The organism is Flavobacterium jumunjinense (assembly GCF_021650975.2).
Lineage (GTDB): Bacteria > Bacteroidota > Bacteroidia > Flavobacteriales > Flavobacteriaceae > Flavobacterium > Flavobacterium jumunjinense.
In genome coordinates this window covers 3,455,286-3,481,918 of sequence record NZ_CP091285.1, presented here as the reverse complement: position 1 = coordinate 3,481,918, position 26,633 = coordinate 3,455,286, and the positions used below count along the sequence as shown (strand labels likewise).

General features: G+C 31.0%; 21 protein-coding genes and 1 pseudogene. 13 read left to right on the top strand and 9 right to left on the bottom strand.

What is annotated here, in order from left to right:
• The first annotated feature begins 40 nt into the window (after positions 1 to 40).
• From L2Z92_RS15710 to L2Z92_RS15680, 7 genes are all read left to right on the top strand, one after another.
• A complete protein-coding gene (locus L2Z92_RS15710) occupies positions 41 to 2,845 on the top strand; it encodes a type I restriction endonuclease subunit R (RefSeq protein ID WP_236455363.1) in 2,805 nt (934 codons plus the stop codon).
• Positions 2,845 to 4,116 carry a restriction endonuclease subunit S gene (locus L2Z92_RS15705; protein WP_236455362.1) on the top strand — a complete coding sequence of 424 codons (1,272 nt, stop codon included), beginning with the start codon at positions 2,845 to 2,847 and terminating at the stop codon, positions 4,114 to 4,116. The genes L2Z92_RS15710 and L2Z92_RS15705 overlap by 1 nt, the downstream gene beginning before the upstream one ends.
• 12 nt (positions 4,117 to 4,128) lie before the next feature.
• Positions 4,129 to 6,684, top strand: coding sequence for an SIR2 family NAD-dependent protein deacylase (locus tag L2Z92_RS15700; RefSeq protein WP_236455359.1), 2,556 nt, complete (start codon positions 4,129 to 4,131; stop codon positions 6,682 to 6,684).
• Entirely contained in the window at positions 6,681 to 8,171 is a 1,491-nt protein-coding gene (locus L2Z92_RS15695) for a class I SAM-dependent DNA methyltransferase (protein ID WP_236455357.1), read from the top strand. Before L2Z92_RS15700 ends, L2Z92_RS15695 begins: the two co-directional genes overlap by 4 nt.
• Positions 8,172 to 8,499: 328 nt before the next feature.
• Complete coding sequence (locus L2Z92_RS15690; RefSeq protein WP_236455355.1) at positions 8,500 to 9,144, top strand: transposase; 645 nt, start codon at positions 8,500 to 8,502, stop codon at positions 9,142 to 9,144.
• 553 nt (positions 9,145 to 9,697) lie between these two features.
• On the top strand, positions 9,698 to 9,874 hold the full coding sequence (locus tag L2Z92_RS15685; RefSeq protein WP_236455353.1) for a histone H1: 177 nt from the start codon (positions 9,698 to 9,700) through the stop codon (positions 9,872 to 9,874).
• Between the two features lie 348 nt (positions 9,875 to 10,222).
• Positions 10,223 to 11,023 (top strand): EcsC family protein, encoded by an 801-nt coding sequence (locus tag L2Z92_RS15680; RefSeq protein WP_236455351.1) that lies wholly within the window; start codon positions 10,223 to 10,225, stop codon positions 11,021 to 11,023.
• 2 nt (positions 11,024 to 11,025) lie between these two features.
• Here L2Z92_RS15680 and L2Z92_RS15675 read toward each other — a convergent pair whose 3' ends face one another.
• From L2Z92_RS15675 to L2Z92_RS15665, 3 genes and pseudogenes are all read right to left on the bottom strand, one after another.
• Positions 11,026 to 11,295 carry a hypothetical protein gene (locus L2Z92_RS15675; protein ID WP_236455349.1) on the bottom strand — a complete coding sequence of 90 codons (270 nt, stop codon included), beginning with the start codon at positions 11,293 to 11,295 and terminating at the stop codon, positions 11,026 to 11,028.
• A 59-nt stretch (positions 11,296 to 11,354) separates the two neighbouring features.
• Positions 11,355 to 11,549 (bottom strand): annotated as a pseudogene (gene nadA / locus L2Z92_RS15670) (quinolinate synthase NadA); the annotation flags it as partial.
• A 382-nt stretch (positions 11,550 to 11,931) separates the two neighbouring features.
• Positions 11,932 to 13,752 carry a hypothetical protein gene (locus L2Z92_RS15665; RefSeq protein ID WP_236455348.1) on the bottom strand — a complete coding sequence of 607 codons (1,821 nt, stop codon included), beginning with the start codon at positions 13,750 to 13,752 and terminating at the stop codon, positions 11,932 to 11,934.
• A gap of 766 nt (positions 13,753 to 14,518) precedes the next feature.
• Here L2Z92_RS15665 and L2Z92_RS15660 point away from each other — a divergent pair.
• Positions 14,519 to 15,352 (top strand): phospholipase A, encoded by an 834-nt coding sequence (locus L2Z92_RS15660; RefSeq protein WP_236455346.1) that lies wholly within the window; start codon positions 14,519 to 14,521, stop codon positions 15,350 to 15,352.
• 73 nt (positions 15,353 to 15,425) lie between these two features.
• Here the strand turns inward: L2Z92_RS15660 and L2Z92_RS15655 are convergent, their stop codons facing one another.
• Together L2Z92_RS15655 and L2Z92_RS15650 are read right to left on the bottom strand one after the other, a co-directional pair.
• Positions 15,426 to 15,716, bottom strand: coding sequence for a putative quinol monooxygenase (locus tag L2Z92_RS15655; RefSeq protein WP_236455344.1), 291 nt, complete (start codon positions 15,714 to 15,716; stop codon positions 15,426 to 15,428).
• Between the two features lie 2 nt (positions 15,717 to 15,718).
• The gene (locus L2Z92_RS15650) at positions 15,719 to 16,312 is read right to left on the bottom strand and encodes an NAD(P)H-dependent oxidoreductase (protein ID WP_236455342.1); all 594 of its coding nucleotides are present in this window, start codon (positions 16,310 to 16,312) and stop codon (positions 15,719 to 15,721) included.
• A 99-nt stretch (positions 16,313 to 16,411) separates the two neighbouring features.
• On the opposite strand from L2Z92_RS15650, the gene L2Z92_RS15645 reads away from it, so the two are divergent.
• Positions 16,412 to 17,305, top strand: coding sequence for a LysR family transcriptional regulator (locus L2Z92_RS15645; protein WP_236455340.1), 894 nt, complete (start codon positions 16,412 to 16,414; stop codon positions 17,303 to 17,305).
• A 78-nt stretch (positions 17,306 to 17,383) separates the two neighbouring features.
• Here L2Z92_RS15645 and guaB read toward each other — a convergent pair whose 3' ends face one another.
• The 3 genes from guaB to L2Z92_RS15630 form a co-directional block, all read right to left on the bottom strand.
• Positions 17,384 to 18,856, bottom strand: coding sequence for an IMP dehydrogenase (guaB, locus tag L2Z92_RS15640; RefSeq protein ID WP_236455338.1), 1,473 nt, complete (start codon positions 18,854 to 18,856; stop codon positions 17,384 to 17,386).
• Between the two features lie 177 nt (positions 18,857 to 19,033).
• On the bottom strand, positions 19,034 to 19,561 hold the full coding sequence (locus L2Z92_RS15635; protein WP_236455336.1) for a GNAT family N-acetyltransferase: 528 nt from the start codon (positions 19,559 to 19,561) through the stop codon (positions 19,034 to 19,036).
• Between the two features lies 1 nt (position 19,562).
• Entirely contained in the window at positions 19,563 to 20,318 is a 756-nt protein-coding gene (locus L2Z92_RS15630; protein WP_236455335.1) for a hypothetical protein, read from the bottom strand.
• A gap of 358 nt (positions 20,319 to 20,676) precedes the next feature.
• Here L2Z92_RS15630 and L2Z92_RS15625 point away from each other — a divergent pair, with 358 nt between their 5' ends.
• Positions 20,677 to 22,185 carry a sulfatase-like hydrolase/transferase gene (locus tag L2Z92_RS15625; protein ID WP_236455334.1) on the top strand — a complete coding sequence of 503 codons (1,509 nt, stop codon included), beginning with the start codon at positions 20,677 to 20,679 and terminating at the stop codon, positions 22,183 to 22,185.
• A 106-nt stretch (positions 22,186 to 22,291) separates the two neighbouring features.
• On the opposite strand, the gene L2Z92_RS15620 is transcribed toward L2Z92_RS15625, so the two are convergent.
• Positions 22,292 to 22,894, bottom strand: coding sequence for a hypothetical protein (locus L2Z92_RS15620; RefSeq protein WP_236455333.1), 603 nt, complete (start codon positions 22,892 to 22,894; stop codon positions 22,292 to 22,294).
• Positions 22,895 to 23,900: 1,006 nt separating this feature from the next.
• On the opposite strand from L2Z92_RS15620, the gene L2Z92_RS15615 reads away from it, so the two are divergent.
• From L2Z92_RS15615 to L2Z92_RS15605, 3 genes are all read left to right on the top strand, one after another.
• A complete protein-coding gene (locus tag L2Z92_RS15615; protein WP_236455332.1) occupies positions 23,901 to 24,074 on the top strand; it encodes a hypothetical protein in 174 nt (57 codons plus the stop codon).
• Positions 24,058 to 25,599: a T6SS phospholipase effector Tle1-like catalytic domain-containing protein gene (locus L2Z92_RS15610; RefSeq protein WP_236455330.1), complete on the top strand. Its 1,542-nt coding sequence runs from the start codon at positions 24,058 to 24,060 to the stop codon at positions 25,597 to 25,599. Before L2Z92_RS15615 ends, L2Z92_RS15610 begins: the two co-directional genes overlap by 17 nt.
• A gap of 64 nt (positions 25,600 to 25,663) precedes the next feature.
• On the top strand, positions 25,664 to 26,617 hold the full coding sequence (locus L2Z92_RS15605) for a DUF2931 family protein (RefSeq protein WP_236455328.1): 954 nt from the start codon (positions 25,664 to 25,666) through the stop codon (positions 26,615 to 26,617).
• Positions 26,618 to 26,633 lie beyond the last annotated feature (16 nt).

Sequence of the window (26,633 nt, the reverse complement as noted above, 5' to 3'; positions counted from 1 at the left end):
CAAAATTTTTCGCTAAGTTTGAAAAGTACCATAAAAATATATGTCCAACCAAAATCCTGAACAGATAGCACGTGATACCATTGACAAGCAATTAGTTGCCTGCGGATGGATTATACAAGATAAAAAAAGCTTCAATCTTGCGGCTGGACTTGGTGTTGCTATTCGGGAATATCAAACGGATATTGGTCCTGCGGATTATGTTTTGTTTTTGGACAAAAAGCCTGTGGGTATTATTGAAGCCAAGCGTGCTGAGCTAGGAATCTTAACCGCGGCCGAAGATCAAGCGGAAGGTTATGCCAATGCAAAACTGCGCTTACTCGATAATAAACCTTTGCCTTTTGTCTATTTAAGCAATGGAGAAATTGTAAAGTTTACCGATTATAGAGACCCAAAACCGCGTTCTAGAACCGTTTTTACTTTTCATAGACCCGAAACATTGGCGCAATGGTTAAGTCAAGAGAAAACACTTCGTGCTCGTTTGCAAGATTTACCAGCATTACCAATTGAAGGTTTGCGGGATTGTCAAATAACAGCTATTACCAATTTAGATACATCTTTTAAAGACCAACGACCTAAAGCCTTAATACAAATGGCAACGGGTTCTGGAAAGACTTTTACAGCCATTACGTTTATTTACCGCTTGCTTAAATATGCCAAAGCCAAACGTGTTTTATTTTTAGTAGATACCAAAAACTTAGGAGAACAAGCCGAAAGTGAATTTCGAGCTTTTACGGCTAATGAAGATAATAGATTATTCACCGAATTATATGGGGTTACGCGATTAAATAGTTCGTTTATTCCTAATGATTCGCAAGTATATATAAGCACGATTCAACGGATGTATTCTATTTTAAAAGATACAGAATTAGATGAAAGTGCTGAAGAAGAAAATCCTAACGAAACTCGTTTTATTCCAAAAGAACCTGTTCCTGTTGGGTATAATGAAAAAGTGCCGATTGAGTTTTTTGACTTTGTAGTAATTGACGAATGCCATAGAAGTATTTACAACCTTTGGAAACAAGTGTTGGATTATTTTGATGTGTTCCAAATTGGGTTAACCGCTACACCAGACAATAGAACCTTTGGTTATTTTAATCAAAACTTGGTTTCTGATTATGGCTATGAAAAAGCCGTTATTGATGGCGTTTTAGTGCCTTATAATGTCTTTACCATTGAAACCGAAATTAATAAAAATGGAGCTAGTATTTTAAAAGAGTTTAGTCCTCTTATCGACAAGCGTTCCCGACAAACCCGTAAAAAGTTTTGGGAAGCGTTGGATGAAGATGAAGTATATAGTGGCAAACAATTAGATAAAGACATTGTGAACCCAAGTACGATAAGAACGATTATTAAAGCAACAAAAGATAATTTACCTGCTATGTTTCCTGACCGATACCCTGTAGAGACAGGTTGCGACCTGTCTGCCTTTGAAGTACCGAAAATGTTGATTTTTGCCAAAACCGATAGCCATGCGGAAGACATTATCGATATTGTACGAGAAGAATTTGGAGAAGAAAATAAGTTTTGCAAAAAGATTACCTATAAAAGTGACGAAGACCCCAAAAGTGTCTTGCAACAGTTTCGAAACGATTATTACCCACGTATTGCCGTTACGGTAGACATGATTGCCACAGGAACGGACATCAGACCTTTAGAAGTGTTGTTGTTTATGCGTGATGTGAAAAGTAGAAGTTATTACGAACAAATGAAAGGTCGTGGTACGCGTACGTGTTCTATTGAAGAATTGAAAGCCAAAGGAACGCCTACAGCTAAGTTTAGCAAAGACCATTTTGTAATTATCGATGCTATTGGTGTAGAACAATCCCAAAAAACAGACAGTAGACCTTTAGAAAAAGCACCTGGTGTTTCTTTAAAAGATGTGCTTACCAGTGTTGCCATGGGCAATACTTCCGAAGAAATGATGAGTACGCTTGCCAATCGTTTGATTCGTTTGGAAAAACAACTGCAAGACAAACATAAAAAGGAATTTAGCGAAAAAGCCAATGGTTTAAGCATTAACCAAGTGGTGCAAAAACTACTCAATGCGCACGACCCTGATACCATTGCGAATGAGGAATTACGAATTAGGAATAGTATGCGTGGACAAGCTCCTATAGAAATTGAAAATGCCATTACTGTTGCAAACCAAAAATTAATTGACGATGCGGTAGCGGTTTTTAACAGCCCTGATTTACGTAATTTTATTATTGACATTCGTAAAAAGTTAGACCAGATTATTGATGTAGTAAACATAGATACCATTACCAATATAGGTTGGGTAAAAGACCAAGAAGTAACCAGTGCGGCATTGATTGAAGACTTTAAAACGTGGATAGCAACCAACAAAGACGAAATAACCGCTTTGCAAATCTTTTATGCCCAAGAGTATAGACACCGAACTTTTACCTATACCATGATAAAAGAACTGTGCGAAAAACTAAAAACAGAAAAGCCTTTATTAGCTCCTGTAAGTGTTTGGAAAGCATACGAACAACTGGAAAAAACCAATGGCTCTGCTAAAAATGAGTTGATAGCTTTGGTTTCTTTGATACGAAGAGTTGTGGGTATGGACAGTACGTTGACGAGTTATGACAAAACCGTTGATGCTAATTTTAAAAAATGGATTTTTGAAAAAAATGCAGGAAAACACAATGCCTTTACCGAAGACCAAATGCAATGGTTGCGTATGATGAAGGACTATGTAGCCAATAGTTTCAGTATAGAAAAAGACGATTTTGATTTAAGCCCTTTTAATGCAGAAGGTGGTTTGAGTAAAATGTGGGCGTTGTTTGGAGAAGAAACTGATGTGATTATTAATGAGTTAAATGAGGTATTAGCAGCGTAATGAGTGATAAGAAATTACCGAAAGGATGGAAAATTGTTATTTCCTCTGAAATAATGGATATAAGAGATGGAACACATGATACACCAAAATATGTTACAGAAAACGGTATACCTTTAATAACTTCAAAAAACCTTAAAGGAAATGATATAGATTTCACTAAAATAAGTTTTATCTCTGAAGAAGACCATTTTGAAATTTCTAAAAGGTCAAAAGTAGAAAATGGAGATATATTATTTGCTATGATTGGTACAATTGGTAACCCTGCAATTATTAAAGGTGATGCAAACTTTAGCATTAAAAATGTTGGATTATTTAAAAAAAATGAAGCTAAAATATTACCAGAATTTTTTGTTAACTTCTTAAGGTCAAGCTTTTTCGGAAAACAACTTAGTGAACGAAAATTGCTTAAAGGAACTACTCAAAGATTTATTCCTTTAGGAAATTTAAGAAAAATTGAAATTCCTCTACCACCACTAGAAACCCAACAAGCTATCGTCTCCAAAATAGAAGAGCTTTTTAGCGAGTTAGACAAAGGCATAGAAGATTTAAAAACCGCACAACAGCAACTCAAAACCTATCGTCAAAGTGTATTAAAATGGGCTTTTGAAGGCAAGTTGACGAATGAGAATGTTAAGGATGGTGAGTTGCCAAAAGGTTGGGAATTGGTCAAAACAATTGATGTTATAAAAATCATTAATAATGGCTACACACCTAAAAGTCAATTTTTATCACAAGATAGTGGAGAAATTCCTTTTATTAAAGTTTATAATTTAAATTTCAATGGTACATTAAACTTTAAAAAAAATCCAACATATATTCCAAAAGCAAATCATGAAAAAGATTTAAAAAGATCAATTTGTATTCCTGGTGATGTACTTATTAATATAGTTGGACCACCACTAGGAAAAGTCTCAATTGTAACTGACCAATTTCCAGAATGGAACATCAATCAAGCTATTGTAATGTTTAGACCAAATGAGAATGTAATTTCAAAATACATTGCTTATTATATGCAAAATACATTTACCACAAATTGGTTAGAAGGAACATCTAAAGCAACTGCTGGACAATGGAATGTAAAAGTATCAACATGCAGAGAAATTCCCTTTCCATATTGTTCAGTAAAAGAACAACACCAAATAGTTCAAGAAATCGAAAGTCGTTTAAGTGTTGCCGATAAAATGGAGGAAAGTATTGCGCAAAGTTTGTTACAAGCAGAGTCGTTGAGACAGAGTATATTAAAAAAGGCTTTTGAAGGAAAATTAACGTAGTAAATTTATAAAATGTCATTATTACCACAAGAAAAACTAACTGATTTATTAAAGCAAAAAAAAGTAATTCCATTTATTGGAGCCGGATTTTCTTCAGCTACAGCAAATGTCCCAGGTTGGTTAGGTTTAATAAAAAATGGATTAGAATATGCAAGGGTCAGAAATATTGATACAAGGAATCTTATTGAACAATCAGAAAATGAACTATCAAAAAATAATCTTCTTGAAGCTGCAAATTTCTTGAAAGAAGTTTTAAATGCACCAAGTTTCCCTTTTTCAAATTGGATAAAAGAAGAATTTGAAAATTTGAAAATTGTTTCTTCAGACCTGATTAATTCTGTGCTAGATTTAAATCAAGACATAATTTTTACAACTAATTATGACACATTACTAACCTCATATAATAATATTGAAAATAAGCAATTATTTATTCACAATGAGTATGACCAAGCATTAAATTCCTTAAAGCTAAACAATGAAATTGTAATGCATCTACACGGTATTTTTTCAAAGCCTGACTCACTAATTTTAAGTAAGAATGATTATGATTTATTAAACAAAAACCTGGGATATAAATCATTTATGCAAAAAATGCTTTCGGATTATCACTTTTTATTTATTGGTTGTAGTAAAGATGGTGTAATGGATGATGATTTTCTAATAGTTTTTAATTTTATAAAAGATTGGTTTTCAATTAGTAGTAATCAGCATTTTATATTATTGCATGAAAAAGAAGTAACAAATAAAAATCATATAAAATTACTAACGGAATGTAATATAGAATCAATTGTATATGGTAATGATTACAACTTATTATCTCCTTTTATTAATTCGATAAATCCTAATTATGTTGAAAGACAAGAAAAAATATCAAAATATCAAGACAAATTAGATTCTGAGTTTAAAAGGATAGCAACAAAAACAAAAAATTTCACAACTGAGACAAATAGTTTAGATTCATTTTTATCCTCAAATTTAAATTCAAAATACGACTGGGTAGATTCAGAAAAAATGAAAGCCTTCGAAAATATTCTTTCGGATTATAATAATTCTATTAAGAATAAAAAAGAAAAATTAAAGTTTACACAAACTATTATTCTTTCAATATTTAATATTTCCGAACTAAAAGAAAAAGTTGAATTGTGGTCAAAATATAGTGAATCTCCAAAAAATCTAGATCCTCTAAATTTTATAACCACAGCATTAATTGCTTATGACTGTTTATTAAAAATACCTAAAGAAATTGTATCTGACATTAAACATTCAAATCATTATAATGTTTTGCACTACGGCTTTTATAATGATAATCTAGGTAAATTTATTAACGAAATTAAGCTATACAAGAAACTTAATTTAAATCTTGAAGAAAAATGCAGTGATGATAGATATTTATTTGAAAATTTAAAAAGAATAATTCAATCATTAAAAAGTTTCTTAGAACTAGATTCAGAAACTTTTTACAAAGAAATAGAAAATGCAACTATCAATAAAAATATTCCAAAAAGTTTTATTGTTATAGTTACAGACAAAAGTATAACTCTTAGAAATGAAAATGATCAATCCATAATTTATGCTGAACTTCCTTTAAATGAAAATTTTAGAGTTTCAAAAATTGAAATTGTATCTGTTGAAAATAAAATATTAATATTTGGATTTAATTCTAATACTTGTTTCTATTGGAATCCGAAGGAGGACATATTTATGAATACTTTTTACTTTTCTGAGAAGTATCAAATTAATGACTTTATTATTGATAAAGAAGATAATGAAATTGTAGTATATCTTAAAGTGAATGGTCAAATCATTGTATTAAAAAAGTTTATCGAAGAAAATAAAATTGATATTTTAGAAAACTTTACATCAAGCATTAAATACAGTAATGGTTTTTTAAGTTTAAAAAGAATGGACTCTAGTTATAAAGGAGATGTTTTTTATAAAACTGATTTTAGTGGTAAAACAAATACTCTGTTTACTGTAAATTCATTAGTTGATGAATTAAAATGTAATAAAATACTTAATGAATTAATTACTGATTTTGTAAAAGATGACCCTTTCGGAAATTGGTTATCTATAATTGATGTTAAACAACTGTACAGGATTGAAAAAGAAGGAAAAGAAATAATAATTTTAAGATCTTCTTTTTTAACTCAACAAGATAGTTCAGTTTTATTTATATTTGAAATAATACAAGAAGAATTAATACTTAAAGAATTAATTCATTTAAAGTATTCAGTTTGTTTTTGTTTGGATTATTTTATTACTGAACAAAATAATTTAAAATTAGTTTGTGGCTATTTGAATATGAATGGAAACAAAGTTTTATGTGAGGTTATAGAATTGGATGAAAACTATAAAATTATATTTAACAAAATCTTTAATAATGCTACAATTAGCGAAGATTTTAATACCACAGATACTTTAGAATGTTTTTTTACAAATGAAAATACTATAATTTTAAAAATTGAAAGAGAAAAAATATTAACTTTTTCTCTAGTTGATGAATCAAAAAATAAAATTCAAATATTAGAAAACATTAACACTGTTAAATTCTACAATTCAATTAAATGAGCAAAGAAAATACAAACGCATCCAGTATAGTCAGTAAAGTATGGGCATTTTGCCAAACCCTTAGAGACGATGGTGTAGGGTATGGAGATTATTTGGAGCAACTAACGTATTTGTTATTTTTAAAAATGGCAGATGAATACACCAAACCACCCCACAATAGAACCATGCCTATTCCTAGCGAGTTTGCTTGGGAAACGTTGATTAGTAAAAGTGGTAGTGAGTTGGAGTTGCATTATAACATTATGCTTCGTGAATTAGCCAAAGAAAAAGGGATTTTAGGACAAATCTTTGTCAAGAGTCAAAATAAAATACAAGACCCAGCCAAGTTGTTCAAGCTAATCGCTTTAATCAATGCCGAAAGTTGGATTTTAATGGGTGTAAAAGACAAAGGAGACATCTATGAAGGTATTTTAGAAAAGAACGCAGAAGACACTAAGAGTGGAGCGGGTCAGTACTTTACACCAAGACCATTAATTAAGGCTATGGTAGAATGTCTGCAACCAGAACCTATGAAAACCATTGCTGACCCAGCTTGTGGAACAGGAGGTTTCTTTTTAGCGGCTTATGATTGGATTGTAGAAAATCGTAACCTAGATAAAGAAGCGGCTAAATTCTTGAAATATGAAACGTTTTTTGGTAATGAAATTGTTGCCAGTACAAGACGTTTGGCATTGATGAATTTGTTCTTACACAACATTGGAGATATTGATTCGGATAATTTTATTTCGCCAAATGATTCTTTGATTACTACTTCGACTGATAAATATGATTACATTTTAGCCAATCCGCCTTTTGGTAAAAAAAGTAGCATGACGTTTACCAATGAAGCGGGTGAACAAGAAAAAGAAGATTTGACCTATAACCGTCAGGATTTTTGGGTTACGACAAGTAATAAGCAATTGAACTTTGTGCAACACATTCGCACCATGTTAAAAACTACAGGTCAAGCCGCAGTAGTATTACCTGATAATGTTTTGTTTGAAGGTGGTGTGGGAGAAACAGTGCGTAAAAAATTATTAGAAACTACAGACTTACACACTATTTTACGTTTACCAACAGGTATTTTTTATGCCAATGGTGTAAAAGCCAATGTGTTATTCTTTGATGGGAAACCTTCCAGTAAAGATCCTTGGACAAAAGAAGTTTGGGTGTATGATTATAGAACCAATGTACATCATACCTTAAAAAAGAATCCTTTAAAACTTTCTGATTTAAAAGACTTCATTGATTTATATAAAACAGACAATAAAGCAAAACGAAAAGAAACCTATAACGCAGCAACCAATCCAGAAGGACGTTGGAGAAAGTTTGGTTATGATGAGATTATAGCAAGAGACAAAACAAGTTTGGATATTACTTGGTTAAAAGACAAATCATTAGCAGATTTAGATAATTTACCCGACCCAGACGAATTAGCATTGGATATTGTAGAGAATATTGAAGCAGGTTTAGAGAGTTTTAGAGCGATAATTGCTAGTTTGAAGTAGTATTATGGAAGAAATAGGGTTTAGAGGAGAGGTATTGTTTTATACAATATACCAAACCTACGGCTCTTTTTATCGTGTTACGTGGTAATTACAGGGTTGAAACCCTGCCTTACAATATAGACCGAGCCGATGGCTCTAGGAATTGATTGTTAATGCTTGTTTTGCGGGTTTAACAAGAACTATCATTAACATGCGAGTTCCATAGGAACGACCCATTTTGTAGCAACTTGCCAATAATAACTAAATTTATTAAAGTAAATTAATCCTATAAATTAGAAGTAGGATTATAGTAGACAACTGTAAAGATTGCTTAGACAAATTTGATAATATGGAGGACAATGTAAACTATAATAATGAGACTAAGGGCAACCGTAAAAAATTGCCTCAACGAAAATCTATCAGATTGAAAGGTTATGATTATTCACAAGCAGGTTTGTATTTTATTACGATTTGTTGTGAAGATCGAATTTGTCGTTTTGGACATATTGAAAAAGGAATAATGATTTTGAATGCATACGGACAAATTGCACACGACGCATGGTTGCAAACGGCTGCCATTCGAAAAAATGTAACATTATACGAATTTATAATAATGCCCAATCATATTCATGGTATTATTGTATTAAACGGTAGGGGCGAATTGCATTCGCCCGATAATAATAATAATAATAATATCCACGAATGCAATTCGTCTTCGAATGGTGTTTTGGGCGAATGCAATTCGTCTTCGAATGGTGTTTTGGGCGAATGCAATTCGCCCCTACGTTCACCATCGCAAACGTTGGGTGCTATTGTTCGTGGGTATAAATCATCTGTCACCAAACAAATGGGGTTAATGGGTTTTAATGAAAAATTATGGCAACGCAATTATTATGACCATATTATCAGAAATGAACAATCGTATCAAAATATTGCAAATTATATACTAAATAACCCTGCAAAATGGGGTGAAGATAAATTTTATGAAAAATAAAATTTACAGAAAACAAACTTAAAACAGCCTTTATAGAACATTAAGCAATGGAGGTTATCTTTATTCATTGGGTAATGTATTAACGAATGAGATGCTTCCAGCATGACAAGATTGAGTTAATTGTTAATGGTTAATTGTTAATGCTTATTTTGCGGGTTTAACAAGAACTATCATTAACATCCGAGTTCCATAGGAACGACACATTTTGTAGCAACGTGATTTTAATCCGTTGTATAAAAAACATTCCAATTATAACAATACGATTTTAATCCGTTGTGTAAAAAACAATACAACATAACAACGTAATTCCAATCCATTAAAACAAAAAAATCCAATTATAACCACACGATTTTACCCCTTGGAAACAAAAAAACAGCCTCATTTCATTACGCAGCTACCGCTACAACTCATAATAACAAAGTTGCATGGCTTAAATTCAAGGACTTACAAAAAAGTAATTAACACTGACAAAATGACAATTATTTTAACAACAATTTATTTAAATTTTAAAACTAAACTTTCTACTTTTGCGGACTAATTTAAAAATACTATCATGAAAGATTTAATCGAAAAAATCAACGCAGAATTCGAAACATTCAAATCAGAATCGGAATCATTAATTGAGAATGGAGTTAAAGCTGCTGGACCAAGAGCTCGTAAATCAACTTTAGAATTAGAAAAACTATTAAAAGAGTTTAGAAAAGTTTCTATAGAAGAATCTAAGAAATAAATAGTTGTAAATAATCAGCCCTCTAGACTCTCTAGAGGGCTTTTTTATCAAGAACATCAAAGAGTTATCTCTGCTTTCCTTCCGAGTTTTAATGAGTTCATTTGGAAACACAATCACCATTCCTACCCTATTTCATCTTTTTTTACATTTATATACTAGCCGTTGTTGTTCAAAAATTAAAAGCATTATACCTGTTGTTATTATTTATACCTTTTATCACTTGCATTCCAAGAAAAATATTGCGTAAAAAGTGTAAATTGCAGCATAACAACAATAGGTAAAGATTGTCCTTAAAATTAATAATCGAGGATAAATGATTATTCGCTGTTTAATAAAAGAAAATAGTATATGACACCCGAAGAACAAAAGCTATTAAGACAGGCAAAAAGCAACCTAGAAAACATAGGTCTCATAATGAGCGGAGTGAACTATGTAGGCGATAAACTAGAAAGCACAATCAATTACCTACCCAAAACAGCTCAATCTAAAGTCTCTAAAATAGCTCAAAATGTTTTATTGAAAGTAATGAAGACCAATTTGCTAACCATGCATAAGGACAAACCTTTTAAAAAACCAAAAAGTAGTATCTATAAAACATCAGTAACCGCTTCTGGCATAGGCTTGGGGTTTTTAGGTTTTGTTGGTTTTTCTGCCGATTTACTCTTTACAACTAAAATGATGATGCGCTCTATTTTAGATATTGCACGTAGCAAAGGGGAAGACATTCATACAACTGAAACGCAATTAGAATGTTTAACTATTTTTGCTTTAGGTGGTACATCAAAAGAAGATGATAGTTTAGAAACGAGTTATTATGCTATACGAATGGGACTAAGAACAGCAATAGATGCCTCTTCAAAATACATAACAGAAAACGGATTAAAAACAGCAATTAATAAATTAGCAACTAGTGCACCAATAATGCAGTTGATAACAAAAATAACGACGCGCTTTAAAATTACAGCATTAGAAAAATTTGCCGCAGAAGGAATACCTATTGCTGGTGCAATAGGTGCTGGCACACTTAACTTAGTCTTTATGAATCATTTTCAAAAAATGGCCGAAGCTCATTTTACCATCAAACAATTAGAAAGAAAATACGGAGAAGAGCAAGTTAAAATGCATTACAAAGCGATTATAGAAGAATAGCTTCAAAAAGAAAAAAGGACATTCGTAAACCCATTTCTTCCCATTCTTGGTATCGTATTCCTATCTGCAAAAGTGGTATACTCACTATCTAATATATTTTCAATTCCCATTTTTAAGTTGAATGTATATCTATTAAAAATATAATGAGAGCCAAAATTCAAAATGGCATAATAAGGCTTTTTAACTTCTCCATAATTTGGAGCATAATAGGGATGCATTAGGTTCCCTTGAATCCTTAACTCTGAACCAAATTTTCTTTTCTTAAATTGCATTTTACTCGTATCGGCTAAAGCATTTGTAAATGGTAGGTTTTCGTTATCGCTACCTTTTCCATAATATACTTGCCTAAATTTTTATCGGGAGCAAATATTATTGGTGTTTCTTTTGCAACAGAATTTGCAATTTTTAAGGCATTAGAAGAGGTACAAAAAATATCTGAAAGTGCTTTAATTTCAGGGGAACAATTTACGTCTACGTAATCGGCAATTTCTTGTATGGCTTCTTCCTGATAATAATGGACTAAAATAACCGCGCTTTTCTCCTTTTTTAGGTGAAACTGAAATAAAAAAGACTATGCCTAATGAATGACACAGTCTTTTTTTTCTAACAACCAATTAACTATTTTGAGGATATAAATATTCTTTGGTTAATGTTAATCATAACAAAAGCCCAATTATTATCTAATCCTTTATTTTATTTTCTACTTATAAAACTTCAAAAGTATATGAACCAAATATTGGTGAATATCTGGCTGAAATTCCGATGTTTTTATACAATTCATAAGAAGCAACTAGATCAATATAGGCTCTTCATATTGAAAACCAGTATTTAATGCTAATAAGTTTATTTGCAAATTTGCATCTATTTCTTGTGCAAATAATGTTATACCTATTAAGACAAGCTAAGAATTATGCTGTTTCATGACGTTTATTAGTACTTGTTATGCTTTTTAATAGTTGCTCTTTATAATTTTCAAGTTCATTTAAAACGGCTTCTCTTTCCATCTTAAAAAATGTTGTTTTAGAAAAAGTATTTTTATAATATTCTATTCCTTCTAATATATTACTTTTAAAACTATTTACTTTTTTTAGTTGAGCATTTGTAATCGCTGTTGTATAAACATTTACCTCATTTACGAAATAGTCCACATACATTTTAAGTTCATTTATAAATACATTTGGACGATTTATATCTTTCAAAATAGTAGCATTCCCATAAATATGTTGCACCATTTCTTTTAGAGAGACCTCTTTATTAAAATAGGCTAAATTTGGACCAGGACAGATAACTACTCCTTGTTGTTGCCCTTTAATTTCCATATTATTTTCTAAATAGGAAGCATTTGCTAAGCCAACACAAAGACAAGCTTTGTCTGTAATTATTGCTTTTTGTTTGGAAAATGCTGTATTTGATAACTGATTTTTACTTTCTTCTAGTTCGCTTAACTTAATGTCTTGGTATTTTTTGGAAGCAGTACAAAGTCCAACGTCATCATATTGTTTGTTTAAGGCTAAGAACTTCTTCGGACAAGAGCTTCCTGCTTTATTATCGTTAATTCTTTTTTCTTTCCAAAAATCATTAGAAACGCCTTTAATAGAATTAAATGGAACACCAAGTGGAGAAATATTACTTAAATAGAAATCGTTTTCTTTAGCGTTTGCTAATAATTCTCTTGTTTCTATGTCTAATGAAGTTGCCTCTGGAACCAATAAAAAAGGAGAACCCCAACCCACCGATTCTAAATTGTAATTTTCTAATAAAAACTCATGTTCTTCAGCCGTTCCAACTCCGCCTTGAGCAGTAATTTTTAAAGGCAAAGGTTCTTTTGGAACGGACATTTGTTTTATTTCTAATGCTTTCACTAGTAAATCATGTGTAGCATTAATAAGTTCCTTTCTTTTTGTTTTAAACTCTTCTAAAATTGGACCTAATAATAAACCATCTGTTGCAAAAGCGTGACCACCACAATTTAATCCAGATTCAATTCGATATTCAGAAACCCAAAGTCCTTTTTTAGCTAAAAAACTACCTTGAATTAATGCCGAACGATAATCGCTGACTTTTAAAATTATTTTCTTTTTTAGAAATGCATTTTCATTTGGAAAGAAATCTGGGAAGTTTTCAAAATAGCTATACAATCTAGGATTCATTCCTGCTGAAAGTACAACAGAAGAGCTTAAATTACTATTAGCAAAACCTCGTAATGCAGCATGTGCATCATTAAACTCTGTTGGTAATTTTTCTTTTCCATCATAATTGTCTTTATCTACTTTTGTCATGATATTGACATCTATTTCACCTAATGAGCTATTTTTTTCTAAAAACTTTCTTAATGCATCTTTAAAACAAATACCTTCATCTATAAATTTTTGCAAGGTTTTTTTAACGTCCGATTTATTAGGAAGCAATGCAATGTAATTCTCTAAAGCTGATTTACTTTCTGTTAATTCTGTTTTAAATTTATCGAATTTATCGTTTACAATAGTATCCATTAAGTTTAAATAATGGGTAATTCTTTCTGCGCGATAATCATGAAATTTTTGTGTAATTTCTTGATAAGGAACACTAAATTTTTCACTATAAAAAGCACGCATTTTTTCAATTAAGTCATCATCAGTTATAGACACAACAGATGATATACCGAAATGTGCAATTCTAATTGGACTGTCTATTGTATACGCCAAGCCCATTACTGGAATATGGAAAGTATGATTGTTTTGTGTTTTCATATAATTGTTCAATTTTGAAGCTACGAAAATTGTAAAAATCATTGAAGTAAAGAATGATAATTATCATGCATACTGCGCAAAAGAGAAGAATTGATATTATTTTTCACATTTCTATTCGATTTTAAATGTAGGATGTACTAAAACGTCTGTTTAAATTGAATTTGAAAATAAACAAGCTTTCTCCAGTTTTTGTAAGATACGTTCCGCTTTTCATGCATTGTTTTGATACGTAATTGTTAGAACTGGTTTTATAATAACTTGTGTTTATAAATATTCTGGCGACCAAATGTTTGGATGATAAAATGGAAAAATTACGCTCTTTATTTATTTTAAATAAAATCGATGCTTTTTTTTGATGAAAAATGAACCATCAATACAAATAATGTTTGTGAAATTCAACCTGAAAAAGCAAAATAAGAATGAGAGTGCTGTATGTTTTTTTGATGTATAAAAGGTAATTAAAAAGCAATTTTATATCGCATTAAGAGTTTTAAAATTGCAACCAACAATAAATTAATAATGAAAATTTAATCTAATTTGAGATTTGAAAATTCAAATTCATAAAATAATTTATGATTGGTTATTTCTACTTTTTTATCTTTCTTCATCCTTTTTAACGTTCCGTTCTTAATAACTCATAAAAGAAAATTAATTTAAGTGCTATTAGAATTCGAAAAAATCACTTTAATTACACATAAAAAAAATATTAGTTAGTAAATTGCGACTTCAAAAAAAAACAAAGTTCTTTATTGCACTTAAAAACCCTATGAAATATAACAATTTACTTTTATTATTTGCACTATCTCTCTTTTTTAACCAAAAAACAAAAGCGCAATCGAACACAGCTATAGATAGTATTCAATTTAAAAATGTTGTAGAAGAAATGCCTTCTTTTACAATATTTGGAGATAATTATATTATTTCTGGAACTACACTAGGAGAAACACCTAATAGTAATAATAGCGATGCCAAAATGCAAATCGGTTTCAAACAAAGAGTAACAAATGCTACTTTACCTTGGAACACTTTTTTGTTTTTTACTTACAAACAAAAGGCTTTTTGGGACATTTATAAAAAATCTTTACCCTTTAGAGAAACAAATTATAATCCTGGACTGGCAGTTATTAAACCTTTTTTTAAGAGTGGAAAGCTAAATGAATTAATGATGCTTCAATATGAACACGAATCGAATGGTCGAGATTTAGAGTTTTCAAGAAGTTGGAATTTTCTCTCTTTGTATTATATGCGTTATTTAAGCAATAATTTTACAGGTGGAATTAAAGCTTGGGTTCCTATTGGAGACAAACCAGATAATAATGATATTACCGATTATAGAGGTTTCGGAAATATTGATTTAGCCTACAAATTGAATGAAAATTTAATACTGGAAAGTGATTTTAGAAAAGCTTTTAGCTTCGATTGGAAAGGTAGTCTTATGCTAGGTGTAAATTATAAAATCTCTAAGAAAAATAATCAATACATTTATTTGCAATACTATTTAGGGTATTCTGAAGATTTAATTAATTACAACCAAGATACTCATAAACTTAGAATTGGTATTGCTTTTAAAGATTTACTCTTCAAGTTTAAGCAACAATAATTTTAAGCTTACAGAAGTGTTTATATAAAAAAACAAAAGGAGTACGATATAAGTCGGTACTCCTTTTGTTTTTTTAAACGAGTTTATTCGTAAAAATAACATTTGGTGTCACTGCCAACAAACTTGGAGCAAGTGCGAAAAAATTCTTTAAATAGTCCTGAGAATTATGCAAATCCAAAATTTCTTGATTTTCCCAAACCTCATGTAAAACAAATACATTCGATTCAGTAGTACTCTGATGCAAGTCATATTGCAAACAACCTTTTTCTTTTCTTGAATGCTCCACTAATTGAAATAACTGATTTTTTACTTCATTAGTAAGTTCTTCTTTAGCTTTTAAAATTACTGTTAAATGTATAGCCATAATTATTGTATAAATAGTTTTGTTAAATGTTCTTGATATCTTTTAATTTCTTTTGGAACATCTGCATTTTTTTCAATATCATGAAAATGCAAAGTCTCTAATGGTGTCATACCTGTAAATGCATTCATACGATGAAATCCAAACAATACTCCATTATCAACACTGGTTTCATTAAAAAACTCATCTTTCAAAGTAAAAGCTTCCTTTGGAGCATTCCAAGAACTTGTTACTAAGTATTTTTTACCTTTAAGCATACCACCTGTTCCATAATTTCGAGTTGGATTTGTAGACGAACGACCATCATTAAAGTAAATTCCTTTTTCATGGCCTTCTGTAAAAACAACATCAATATACTCTTTAAAACCAAAAGGTAACTGAAACCACCAAATAGGTGTGTGATAAATAATAACATCTGCCCAAGCAAATTTTTCTACTTCTTCTGCGGGAATATAATCATTATTTATATCTGTAGATTGCACTTCAAAACTAGAATTATTTTCGAAAAATGCAATTGTTTCTTTTGTTATTGATTCGTTAAATTTTCCTCCTGAATGACCAAACTTTTGACCTCCATTTATTACAAATATTTTTTTCATACTGACTATCTTTTTATTTACTCAGCAAATTTACAACTCAATATAATATCATAAAAATAATATAAATCATACCTTTGTATTATAATTATAATAACTAATATGGTAAATTTAGAATGGTATCGCACTTTTAAAGCAATTTATAAAACAGGAACATTAACAGGTGCAGCAGTTGAATTATTCATTTCTCAACCTGGTGTTAGTTTGCATTTGAGTTCATTGGAAAACTATGTTGGATACAAACTTTTTAATCGTACAGGAAGAAAAATGATTCCGACTGAAAGAGGAAAAGTTTTATATAACTTTATAGTTAATGCATTAAGCAAACTTGAAGAAGCTGAGAAAAACTTTCAGAGAAGTACCGAAAAACATACACCTACAATTAGTATTGGAATGTGTTTTGAAACCTTTCAAATTACTTTAGAACAATATATTTCTACACTTCCTTTTAATGTGATTATACAGTTTGGAGAATATCCAGAAATGGTTGAAAATTTAGAAAAAGGTATTCTAGATCTTATCATTACACCTCAAATTGTTCCTAAAAATACAATCGATTATGAAGCTTTTTCATCGGAAACTATTGTTTTGGTTGGTGGAAATGAAATAAATGCTTCCGAATTTAAAGCTCTTGAAAAAAAGAACAATCTTGAAGAAACTGAAAACTGGTTAAAGCAGCAAAAATGGTATGGAACAACTGGAGATATGGAACACTTACGTCGATTTTGGCAATTAAATTTCAATAAGAATGCCGATTTTCGTCCCAATTATATCGTACCCAATTTAAATTCAATTGTACGTTGCTTAAGTAGCGGAAAAGGTCTTGCAGTTGTGCCTGATTTTTTATGTAAAAAAGAATTAGACAACCATCAAATTCAGTTAATTTGGAAAGGAAAAAAGCCCTTAAAAAATACTTTACATTTTGCTACGCGTAAAAAAACAATGTATGTAGATGAAATTAAACTTATTAAAAAACTATTTATAGAATTGATGTAGTTGCAATTCTATATAACCCAAAAAAGCAGTTTAGACGATGTTCTAAACTGCTTTTCTATATATATACTATATTGTTTTTTATCTTGAATAATTTGGCGCTTCTTTAGTAATTGTTACGTTATGTGGATGACTTTCCCCTATTCCACTTGCTGTAATTCTAATGAAACGACCCGTTTCTTGAAGAGTTGGAATGTCTTTAGCACCACAATATCCCATACCTGCACGAAGTCCACCAATAAATTGTAGCATACTTTCTGCTAATTCTCCTTTGTATGGCACTCTACCTACAATACCTTCTGGAACTAATTTCTTAACATCGTCTTCAACATCTTGAAAATAACGATCTTTAGAACCTTCCTTCATTGCTTCTACTGAACCCATTCCTCTATAAGATTTGAATTTTCTTCCTTCAAAAATAATAGTTTCTCCTGGAGATTCTTTTGTTCCTGCTAATAATGAACCTAGCATTACACAATCGGCTCCTGCTGCCATTGCTTTTGGAATATCTCCTGTGTAACGAATTCCTCCATCAGCAATTACTGGAACGCCACTTCCTTTTATTGCAGCTGCTACTTCTAGTACTGCTGAAAATTGTGGAAAACCTACTCCTGCCACCACACGTGTAGTACAAATTGATCCTGGACCAATTCCTACTTTAACTCCATCTGCTCCATTTTCAACTAAATATTGTGCGGCTTCTGGTGTTGCGATATTTCCTACTACAACATCTAAATTTGGAAAAGCAGCTTTCACAGCTTTTAAAACATCTACAACTCCTTTAGTGTGCCCGTGAGCAGTATCAATAATTACAGCATCCACTCCTGCGTGAACAAGTGCGCTAGCTCTTTCTACTGCATCTGCTGTTACACCCAAAGCTGCTGCTACTCTCAATCGACCAAATGTATCTTTATTGGCAATAGGCTTTTGAGTTAGTTTTGTTATATCTCTAAAGGTAATTAAACCCGCTAATTTGTTACCTTCCGAAACCACTAATAATTTTTCAATTTTATGGTTTTGTAAAATTTCTTCTGCTTGTTGTAACGTTGTCCCTACTTTAGCTGTTACTAAATTTTCAGAAGTCATAACCTCAGTAATAGGTCTTTCGTTTACTTTTTCGAAACGTAAATCTCTATTAGTTACAATTCCTTTCAAAGTCATAGTCTCATCTACTACAGGAATTCCGCCAATACCATGTTCTTTCATTGCTTTTTTAGCATCGCCAACAGTAGCTGTTAAAAGTAAAGTTACAGGATCGATTATCATTCCAGATTCTGCACGTTTTACTTTTCTAACTTTAGCAGCCTGCTGCTCTATAGTCATGTTTTTATGTAAAACGCCAATTCCTCCTTCTTGTGCCATTGCAATTGCCATTGCACTTTCTGTAACGGTATCCATAGCTGCAGAAGCAATTGGAACGTTTAATGTGATATTTCTTGAAAATTTTGACTGAATACTAACTTCTCTTGGGAGTATTTGAGAATAATTTGGGATAAGAAGAACATCATCGTAGGTTAGACCTTCTCCAATAATTTTAGTAGTGTGTGCTTTCATTTTGCAATTTGTAGTTAAATTGCAAGCAAATATAGGAAAAATTTAGAAGGTAAAAGTTAGATTTTTTATTTTTTTTTGAATTTTATGTTTATATACTTTTGCTTCATTTTTCAATATCATTTTAAAATAAAACCCAATTTTTAATTTATTGAAAATAAGCCCTAAAAATTTAAAAAGCTATGATTTCATTTTCGTATACACATCGATACTAATTAACTTTCCGTTTTTAACTTCACAATCCACTTGTGTTTCTTGAAGATTAAATTGCAATTTGGCTAAAGCCTTTTTACAATTATTGTTTTCTGTTTCCACAAAACCTTCAATTTTATTTAAATCTAAAACGTCAAAAGCATAAGCACAAATTAACGGCATAGCTTCTGTCATGTATCCTTTTCCCCAATGTTCTGGAAACAACCAAAAACCAATTTCTGCTTTGTGTTCATTCTTATCGTTCAAACCACCAGCTCCTAAAAAAGTACCATCGTCCTTTGAACAAATTGCCCACCAAATTCCAGTTTTTGTGGCTTCAAGATTCGCAAACCAGTCCATTTGTTCTTGGGTTGCCTCTAAACTGTTAAAACTTATGCCATAATACTTAATAATGTCAGGATGCGAAAGTCCTTTAAAAACATTCTCAATATCGTTGTCTTTAAGTTGTCTTAATAATAATCGGTTAGATTCTAAAGTTGGAAAATTGTTTGTCATGTTATTTTTTATTCATCCATTCAACGTTTGCTATAGCTTCTTTCCATGTTTCTGCAAGAGCTCCATCTGTTTTAATAGCAAAAAAAGTTTCATAATTTTTTAAAATATCCATAGCTTTTTCATTTCCATTTAGTGCTAAAACTTCAAGTTTTCCAATTTGTTCTTCCCAGTTAGGACTTATTCCACTATTCCTTTTTAATGAATTTAAAAATGCTATTTCTAATTTCTTATCAATTGAAAGAGACAATATTTTTGGTTTCATTTCTGAGATTATGAGTTCTTTTCCTTTTTCGCTAATTTGCTGTTCTCCCATACTAATAAATTCCCATTTCCAATCCGTACCAACAGGTAAATATTTTAATTCTTCAATGATTAAAGCTTTTTGAGTTGTTTTTATAGCACATGTTTGCGTTGCTCCAAATTCAACATAATTTTTCCCTGTTTCACAATCAAAAATGGCAAACTCCGACATTATTAGTTGATTACTTTGTATTTCTTCATCATAAAATCCGCAAACACTAATTGATTTGCCATTTAAAAAATGATGTACCAAAATAGGTTTGTCTTTATCACTTGAGCCTATTCCGTCAAAGCAATTGCACTCTTTCTCTTTTTTATCTATTTTTTCTTTTTCAACAACATTAGTTAAATCATTGCTTATAGTAGTATCGTTTAAAGCGATATGATTGTCATTTTTTAAGTTACAAGAGCCAAAAAAACATACAATAACTAACATTAATACTCCTTTTTTTTTCATTTTATTCTACTATTTTTAGTTTCTAAAACTTTTAAAAATTCTTTTTTATTGTACAGAAATGATGATTTTCCTCATCAGCCAATAAAACTACGTAGAAAATTGTGTTTACAAAAATAGCCTCGTAATAAAGTAGGTTTTTATTTCTTTTTATTTTTATAACAAATTGTAGCAAAGCGATTAAAAAACCATTTCAATAATCTAAAAAACAGGTATTTATACGCTGTTTTTTTAGTGTTTATTATTCGAAATTAGCAATATGATACTATTAATTAGTGAACACTCCTATTTCGATTTTTTCGAACAATGAGGAAAGCTTTTCTATATTATTTTTTCTCAAACTAATAACAAATAAACAAGTATGGAATTTAAACAAAAACTGAAAGAATTGGGCCAACAACCCGACATGATTCTGATTATTACTGATGAGCAACGTGCAACACAGCATTTCCCACCAGGATGGGAACAAGAAAACCTTAAAACACTTACATTTCTGAAACAAAATGGCTTTAGTTTTGACAGAGCATTTTGTAATACGTGTATGTGTTCTCCAAGTCGTACTACCTTATTCACAGGTATTTACCCTGCAAAACATGGAGTATCGCAAACGCTTACTGAGGGTGGATTGCTATCTCCCCAAGAACCCACACTTGACACTTCTTTACCCAACATTATGAACACGCTTTGGGCAGAAGGTTATGATGTGCAATATCGTGGCAAATGGCACATGAGTAAAGGAGTTGCTCCTAATGGAACTAAAACAAATTATGAAGATCTTACTGCTGCCGATATTTCTTTATTTGGTGCAATGGGTTGGGTGGCTCCCGATGCAGGTGAAGATGTTAACCCACTTAATTTTGGTGGAGGCTTTGCGAATCATGATGCTAAATATACTGCCGAAGCGATTCAATATTTAAAAGAAGTGAAAGAAAAACGTAGAAACGGACACCATCAACCCTATTTATTAGTTCTTTCGCTTGTAAACCCTCATGATGTTTTGGCCTATCCTAATTCAGCTGGCACTTCTGGTTATCATCCTAGTAGTTGGTCGGGAAGAGAAATTGGACTTCCTGATACGGTTGATGAACAGTTAATTCGCAATAAAAAACCAATGGTACAAGAGCAAATTTTAATTAATATGGCAGTGAGTCTTGGGCAAATTAATTCAACTGAAGAGAAACTGAACTATATTAATTTTTATGCTTCCCTTTTAAAAGAGGTCGATAAGGAATTAGGCTATTTCATTGATGAATTATACAAAGAAGATGTAAAAGGAGAACGTTTGGCAGACAAAGCGATTGTTACTTTCACTTCTGATCATGGAGAAATGGGACTAGCACATGGTGGCTTGCGTCAAAAAACATTTGTTGCCTATGAAGAAGCTTTGCGTGTGCCATTAGTTATTTCAAATCCAGTTTTATTCAACAAAGACAGTCAACAAAACTCAATGAAATTAGCTACTTTGGTAGATATTATGCCTACTTTAATGGAAATAGCAAACGTAGCTACTCCTCCTACTGGACTAGCTGGAACAAGTTTATTACCTATTATTGAAGAAGGAAAAGCTGTTCAAGAAAGCATTTTATTTACCTATGATGATATTAAAGCGGGTTCAAATAATAGTTGGAATATCGTTAGAGCGGCCAATCGCATTCGTTGCATTAGAACCGAAAAATGGAAGTTTGCCTACTATTTTGATGCTTTTGGTGCTTATTTTAAACAATTTGAATTGTATGATTTAATTAATGACCCATCGGAATATACTAATCTTGCGTATGATCCTGCCTATGATGCTATCAAAAATGAATTAGCACAACAATTGCACGCCTTAGAAATTGAAAAATTAAGAGTGAATACACCAACTATATAAATAATACGTTAAATAGTCATTTTAACTGAGGGGTTTTGAATCTTCATATTCTAAGCTCCTCAGTTATTTTTATTCAATTTAAGCAGTACAAAAACAGACTAATTTTCTATAATGTATCATCTAAAGGCTCACCTGTTAGTGTATTATAAATAACATAATCATTGTATTTTGCAACATTACTATTCGCCCACATGCTTTGTCCTGTATTAGTATAGCTAACAAGCTTTTCATATAGTAGGTTAGCCGCTTCTACACGCTCCTCCTGCATTACATCACGGTCTCCAATTTTGATTTTCAAATCTATAATGCCATTTTCAAAATTATTTCCTAAGGTAACAATATCTGCTAGTGTTGTAGCTGATACTCCTTTAGGTTCTAGCTCAGATAAGAAAAAATACCCCACACGAACCACTCTCCTACTCGTAAATAATAATTCTGCATCCGATTGTTTAGACAACGTATCTGTACCAAACTTTCTATAATTAGAGGATTCGGGTTTAAATACCAATTGCACTCGAGTCATTAGATCCCTAATAGCTGTGCGCAATTCATCACCAATAATATTCTTTAATGCTGTACTATTCGTTTGATCTCCTAAAATTTCAATATCGGAAATCCCATCTGAAAATAACGTAATTTTTTCTTCTAATGCTAAAATATCTGATGCTAAAATACCATAAGTAGTAAATTTCGCTACATCTCTTCGCATAAAAGCTAGCTTCTCTTTTCCCTTACTAATACTGCATCTGAGAAATTAAACGTTCTAAAAACTTCTTTTTTCTTCATGTCTAAATTTTATTTGTTGTTGTTTTAAAAAAAAGCAATAATAAAAACTATAAACATTACAAAATGATACTCAATTATCTATTTATGCTACTATAATAGCAAGTTTATGCCTGTTGCTATTTTAACTTACTGAAAAATGATAATACTATTTAGTACTAAAAACTCCTTTTCCACCCTACGCTAACTAAAAGAAGGTATTATAGGAATATCAGAAGCTGTTAAAAGTATCTATGTAAGCGACAGAAGACATAAAGTAATTGTTAGAAGAATAAAAGAACCTGTTAAAAGACTAAATTCACCTTTCAGAAGAGCATTCGTAGATGTCCGAAGACCGTAGGAAGCTGTCCGAAGACCATTTTCAGGCTAAAATTGACGTACTAAATGCTTTCCCAATACTTTTAGTAATGCAGAAAATAAAAAAAACAAGTTTGTATTTCAATATATTAAAACAAATAAGTTTGTACTAATGTATTCCTATTAGAAAAATAAAAAGCTACATTTATTAATCAGTATTCACATTTAACAGAAGTTACAAGACTCTTTAAAGTCAGCAAATATATACTTTTAACTGATATTTAATACTTTTAACGGTATTTAGATTCAGGAATGAAAACATACTATTTATTTTACTAAAAAAGTAAAAACAAAATTACAAATAAATTAAAACACTTTTGTATATTTGGGCGCAACAAAACAAATAAACATAAACCAAAACTCATGAAGGCAATGGGAAGCCGAAATTAATGTGGGTGTAGAAACAAATATAAAAGGTATACACTAAAAAACAGGTCTATAGCAAGAGCTAATAAATACAAGAAATATGAAGTTATGACTATTAATTTCGTATAAAAAACTGAAGTTTTATCTTAACTTCGACATCGAAAAACAACAAACTAAAATAGAGCTAGGCTATCTATATTATTTTAATTATGGCAATTCATAAAAAAGCAAAAAACATTTCTATTACTGTTGTAACAGATTATAATTTAATAGTTGGAGGAAAATTTAAGAAAATAAGCAGTCAACATAATATAGAAGCTACCGACGGTAATTTAAACTTAATCTCTAATAAAAAAATAGTATCCGATGGGAACAAACATTAGTTTTGGAGATTATACTCCGCCACCACCTCCAAATGGAATAGTCAATATAAGAATTGGAGTATTCCTAGATGGAACAATGAATAATAGAACAAATACAAATGCTAGACTAGGAAAAGAAGGTGACAAAGGGAATAAGGGATATAAAAAATATAGCGGAGATGATAGTTATGAAAATGACTGGTCTAATATTGCTAGACTTGAAACTGCATATATTGAAAAACCAGATAAATTTATATCTAAAATATATATTGAAGGAATTGGAACTGAAGATTTTGATAGAGATAGTTCCTATTTTACAAAAGGTGCAGGTGGAGCCTTTGGAGCAGGTTCTACAGGCATAGTCGCTAAAGTTAAAAAAGGTTGTGAAAAAGCAGTAGAAAAAATAAGTAAACTAAAAAACGATAATGATGTAAAAATTATTTATATCGATGTTTTTGGTTTTAGCCGAGGTGCAGCTGCTGCTAGAAATTTTGTCTATGAAGTAACCAAAGATAAATACAAACCAATTGAAGCATGGGTTGAAAATGAAAATGGTACCCGAGATTTAGAAAAACGCGATAGCCATGGTGCTAAAACAGACTTAGAAATGTTACCAAAATATGGTCATTTAGGGTTGAAATTAACAGAAGCAGGAATTGATGTAAATAATATTATTGTTAAAGTTCAGTTTGTAGGTTTGTATGACACTGTTTCATCTTATGACCCTAGTACAAATGGATCATTTAAAAATTTTGAAAATGATGTTGAAGAACTTCATTTGAATGGTATTAGAAAAGCAGCTAAGGTGATTCAACTAGCCGCTGAAGATGAGCATAGAACAAATTTCATGCTTACAAGTGTGAAAGCAGCTGGAGGAAGCGAATTTTCTTTACCCGGAGTACACTGCGATATTGGAGGAGCCTATGTTCATGATTCACCAGATAATGTTCAACTACTAGATTTTGATAATATAGCTTTTGATGGGTATGACGATGATGAATGGGACACCGTATTGAATAATGATTTAAATAATTTAATTACGCAAGGTTGGTACAAAGAAAAAGAAGTAGTTAGACCTAACAAATGGCATGAAACATACGGAAAAAGATCAAATATTAGCAACAGATATAGCTTTATACCCTTACATATTATGGGCGAAAAAGTATTTGATTTTCAAAAAGAGGCAATGAATTTAGATAAACTAAATAAAAAATTCCCAATTCCTGACGGTACTGAAGACTCCAAATACCCACTTGATTTAACAAAAGTAAAAAAACGATTAGATAAATATATTTCAGGAGAAAAACCTAAAATGACATACTATACTAATGCTCAAATAAAGGTGTTTAGAGAGCAACTAGCAAACAAAAAGATGACAATAGAAAAATTTAATTTAATAGTAAACGATCATAATATGCTATTAGAGTTGAGAAATAAATATTTCCATTGGTCCGCAAAATTCGGAGAGGTTGGATTAGGTCCTAATTATGAATTTACTAATAAATTTACTATTCGCAGATTTAGAAAAACAGCAAAAGACTCCTAACATGAAAAATAGCATTTATTATTTAATAGCACTAATAATATTAAGTTCCTGCAAAACAACAACTATGGAAGAAAAATTTGAATGGTTGCCCTCAGAAAGCGCACCAAAATTATACCCAATGGAAATTTATAATGGCCATCTTTTTTTTGAAGATGGAAATAGTGTTTATATTCCTTGTTCAGCCTTAGCACATAGTGGTTGGGGTAATGATGGGTCAACTCATGTGACAGGAGATGATTTTAAACCTGTACCAATTAGGTTAGAAGTTACATGGGCCTCTTTTGTAGAAAACAAATTCTATACAGGGAGTTGGGCATTACCCAAAGAAAAAATGACCAAACTTTTTAAAGAAGGAGTAGTTGCTTATAGAACCAAGAAAAAGAAAACATATAATCAAATTATAGTTGGGTTAGCTCCAGGAGGAGTAGCAGTTGTCTGGATGTATGGTGAAGGAAATCAGGTAGAAATTGGTCGTTTTCAAGCTAAAGAAACACAGGTAGCTATGAAGGACTTTGTTCCTAATAACCCAACAATTTCTCAAAAAGAATATATGGATCTTAGTACCGAATTACCCGAAGCTATAAAAAATATCGAACAAAAAGGAGGAATTGAGTTTGGACTTTGGGATACCTATCGTAAAAAATATAATTGGAAAACAAATATTGATATTCCTAATTATACATTTGAGAAAATTGCTATAGAAATGTTTAATGGAGAAAGAGAGACTTTGTTTGATGAAGCACTTTTAAAAAATGAGTTTAAAGAAAGAGCAATTCCTGACTACATGTCATTCATAATTACAAATCCAAAAGGAATACATTATGTTTTCGAGTTTAAGAATATAGACGAAAAAGAAATTTTCAATTTATTCCAACAAGCAGATGCTTCAAAACCAATAGAAATTGTGTTGCGAATGAATGAAGATCTAAGCAATCGTAAATTAATTTTTAAACAAGGAGATAAAGAGATTCCTATCAAAAAAATAGATTTAGATAACATGTGGGAATATAAAAAATAATATTTTGAGACTTATA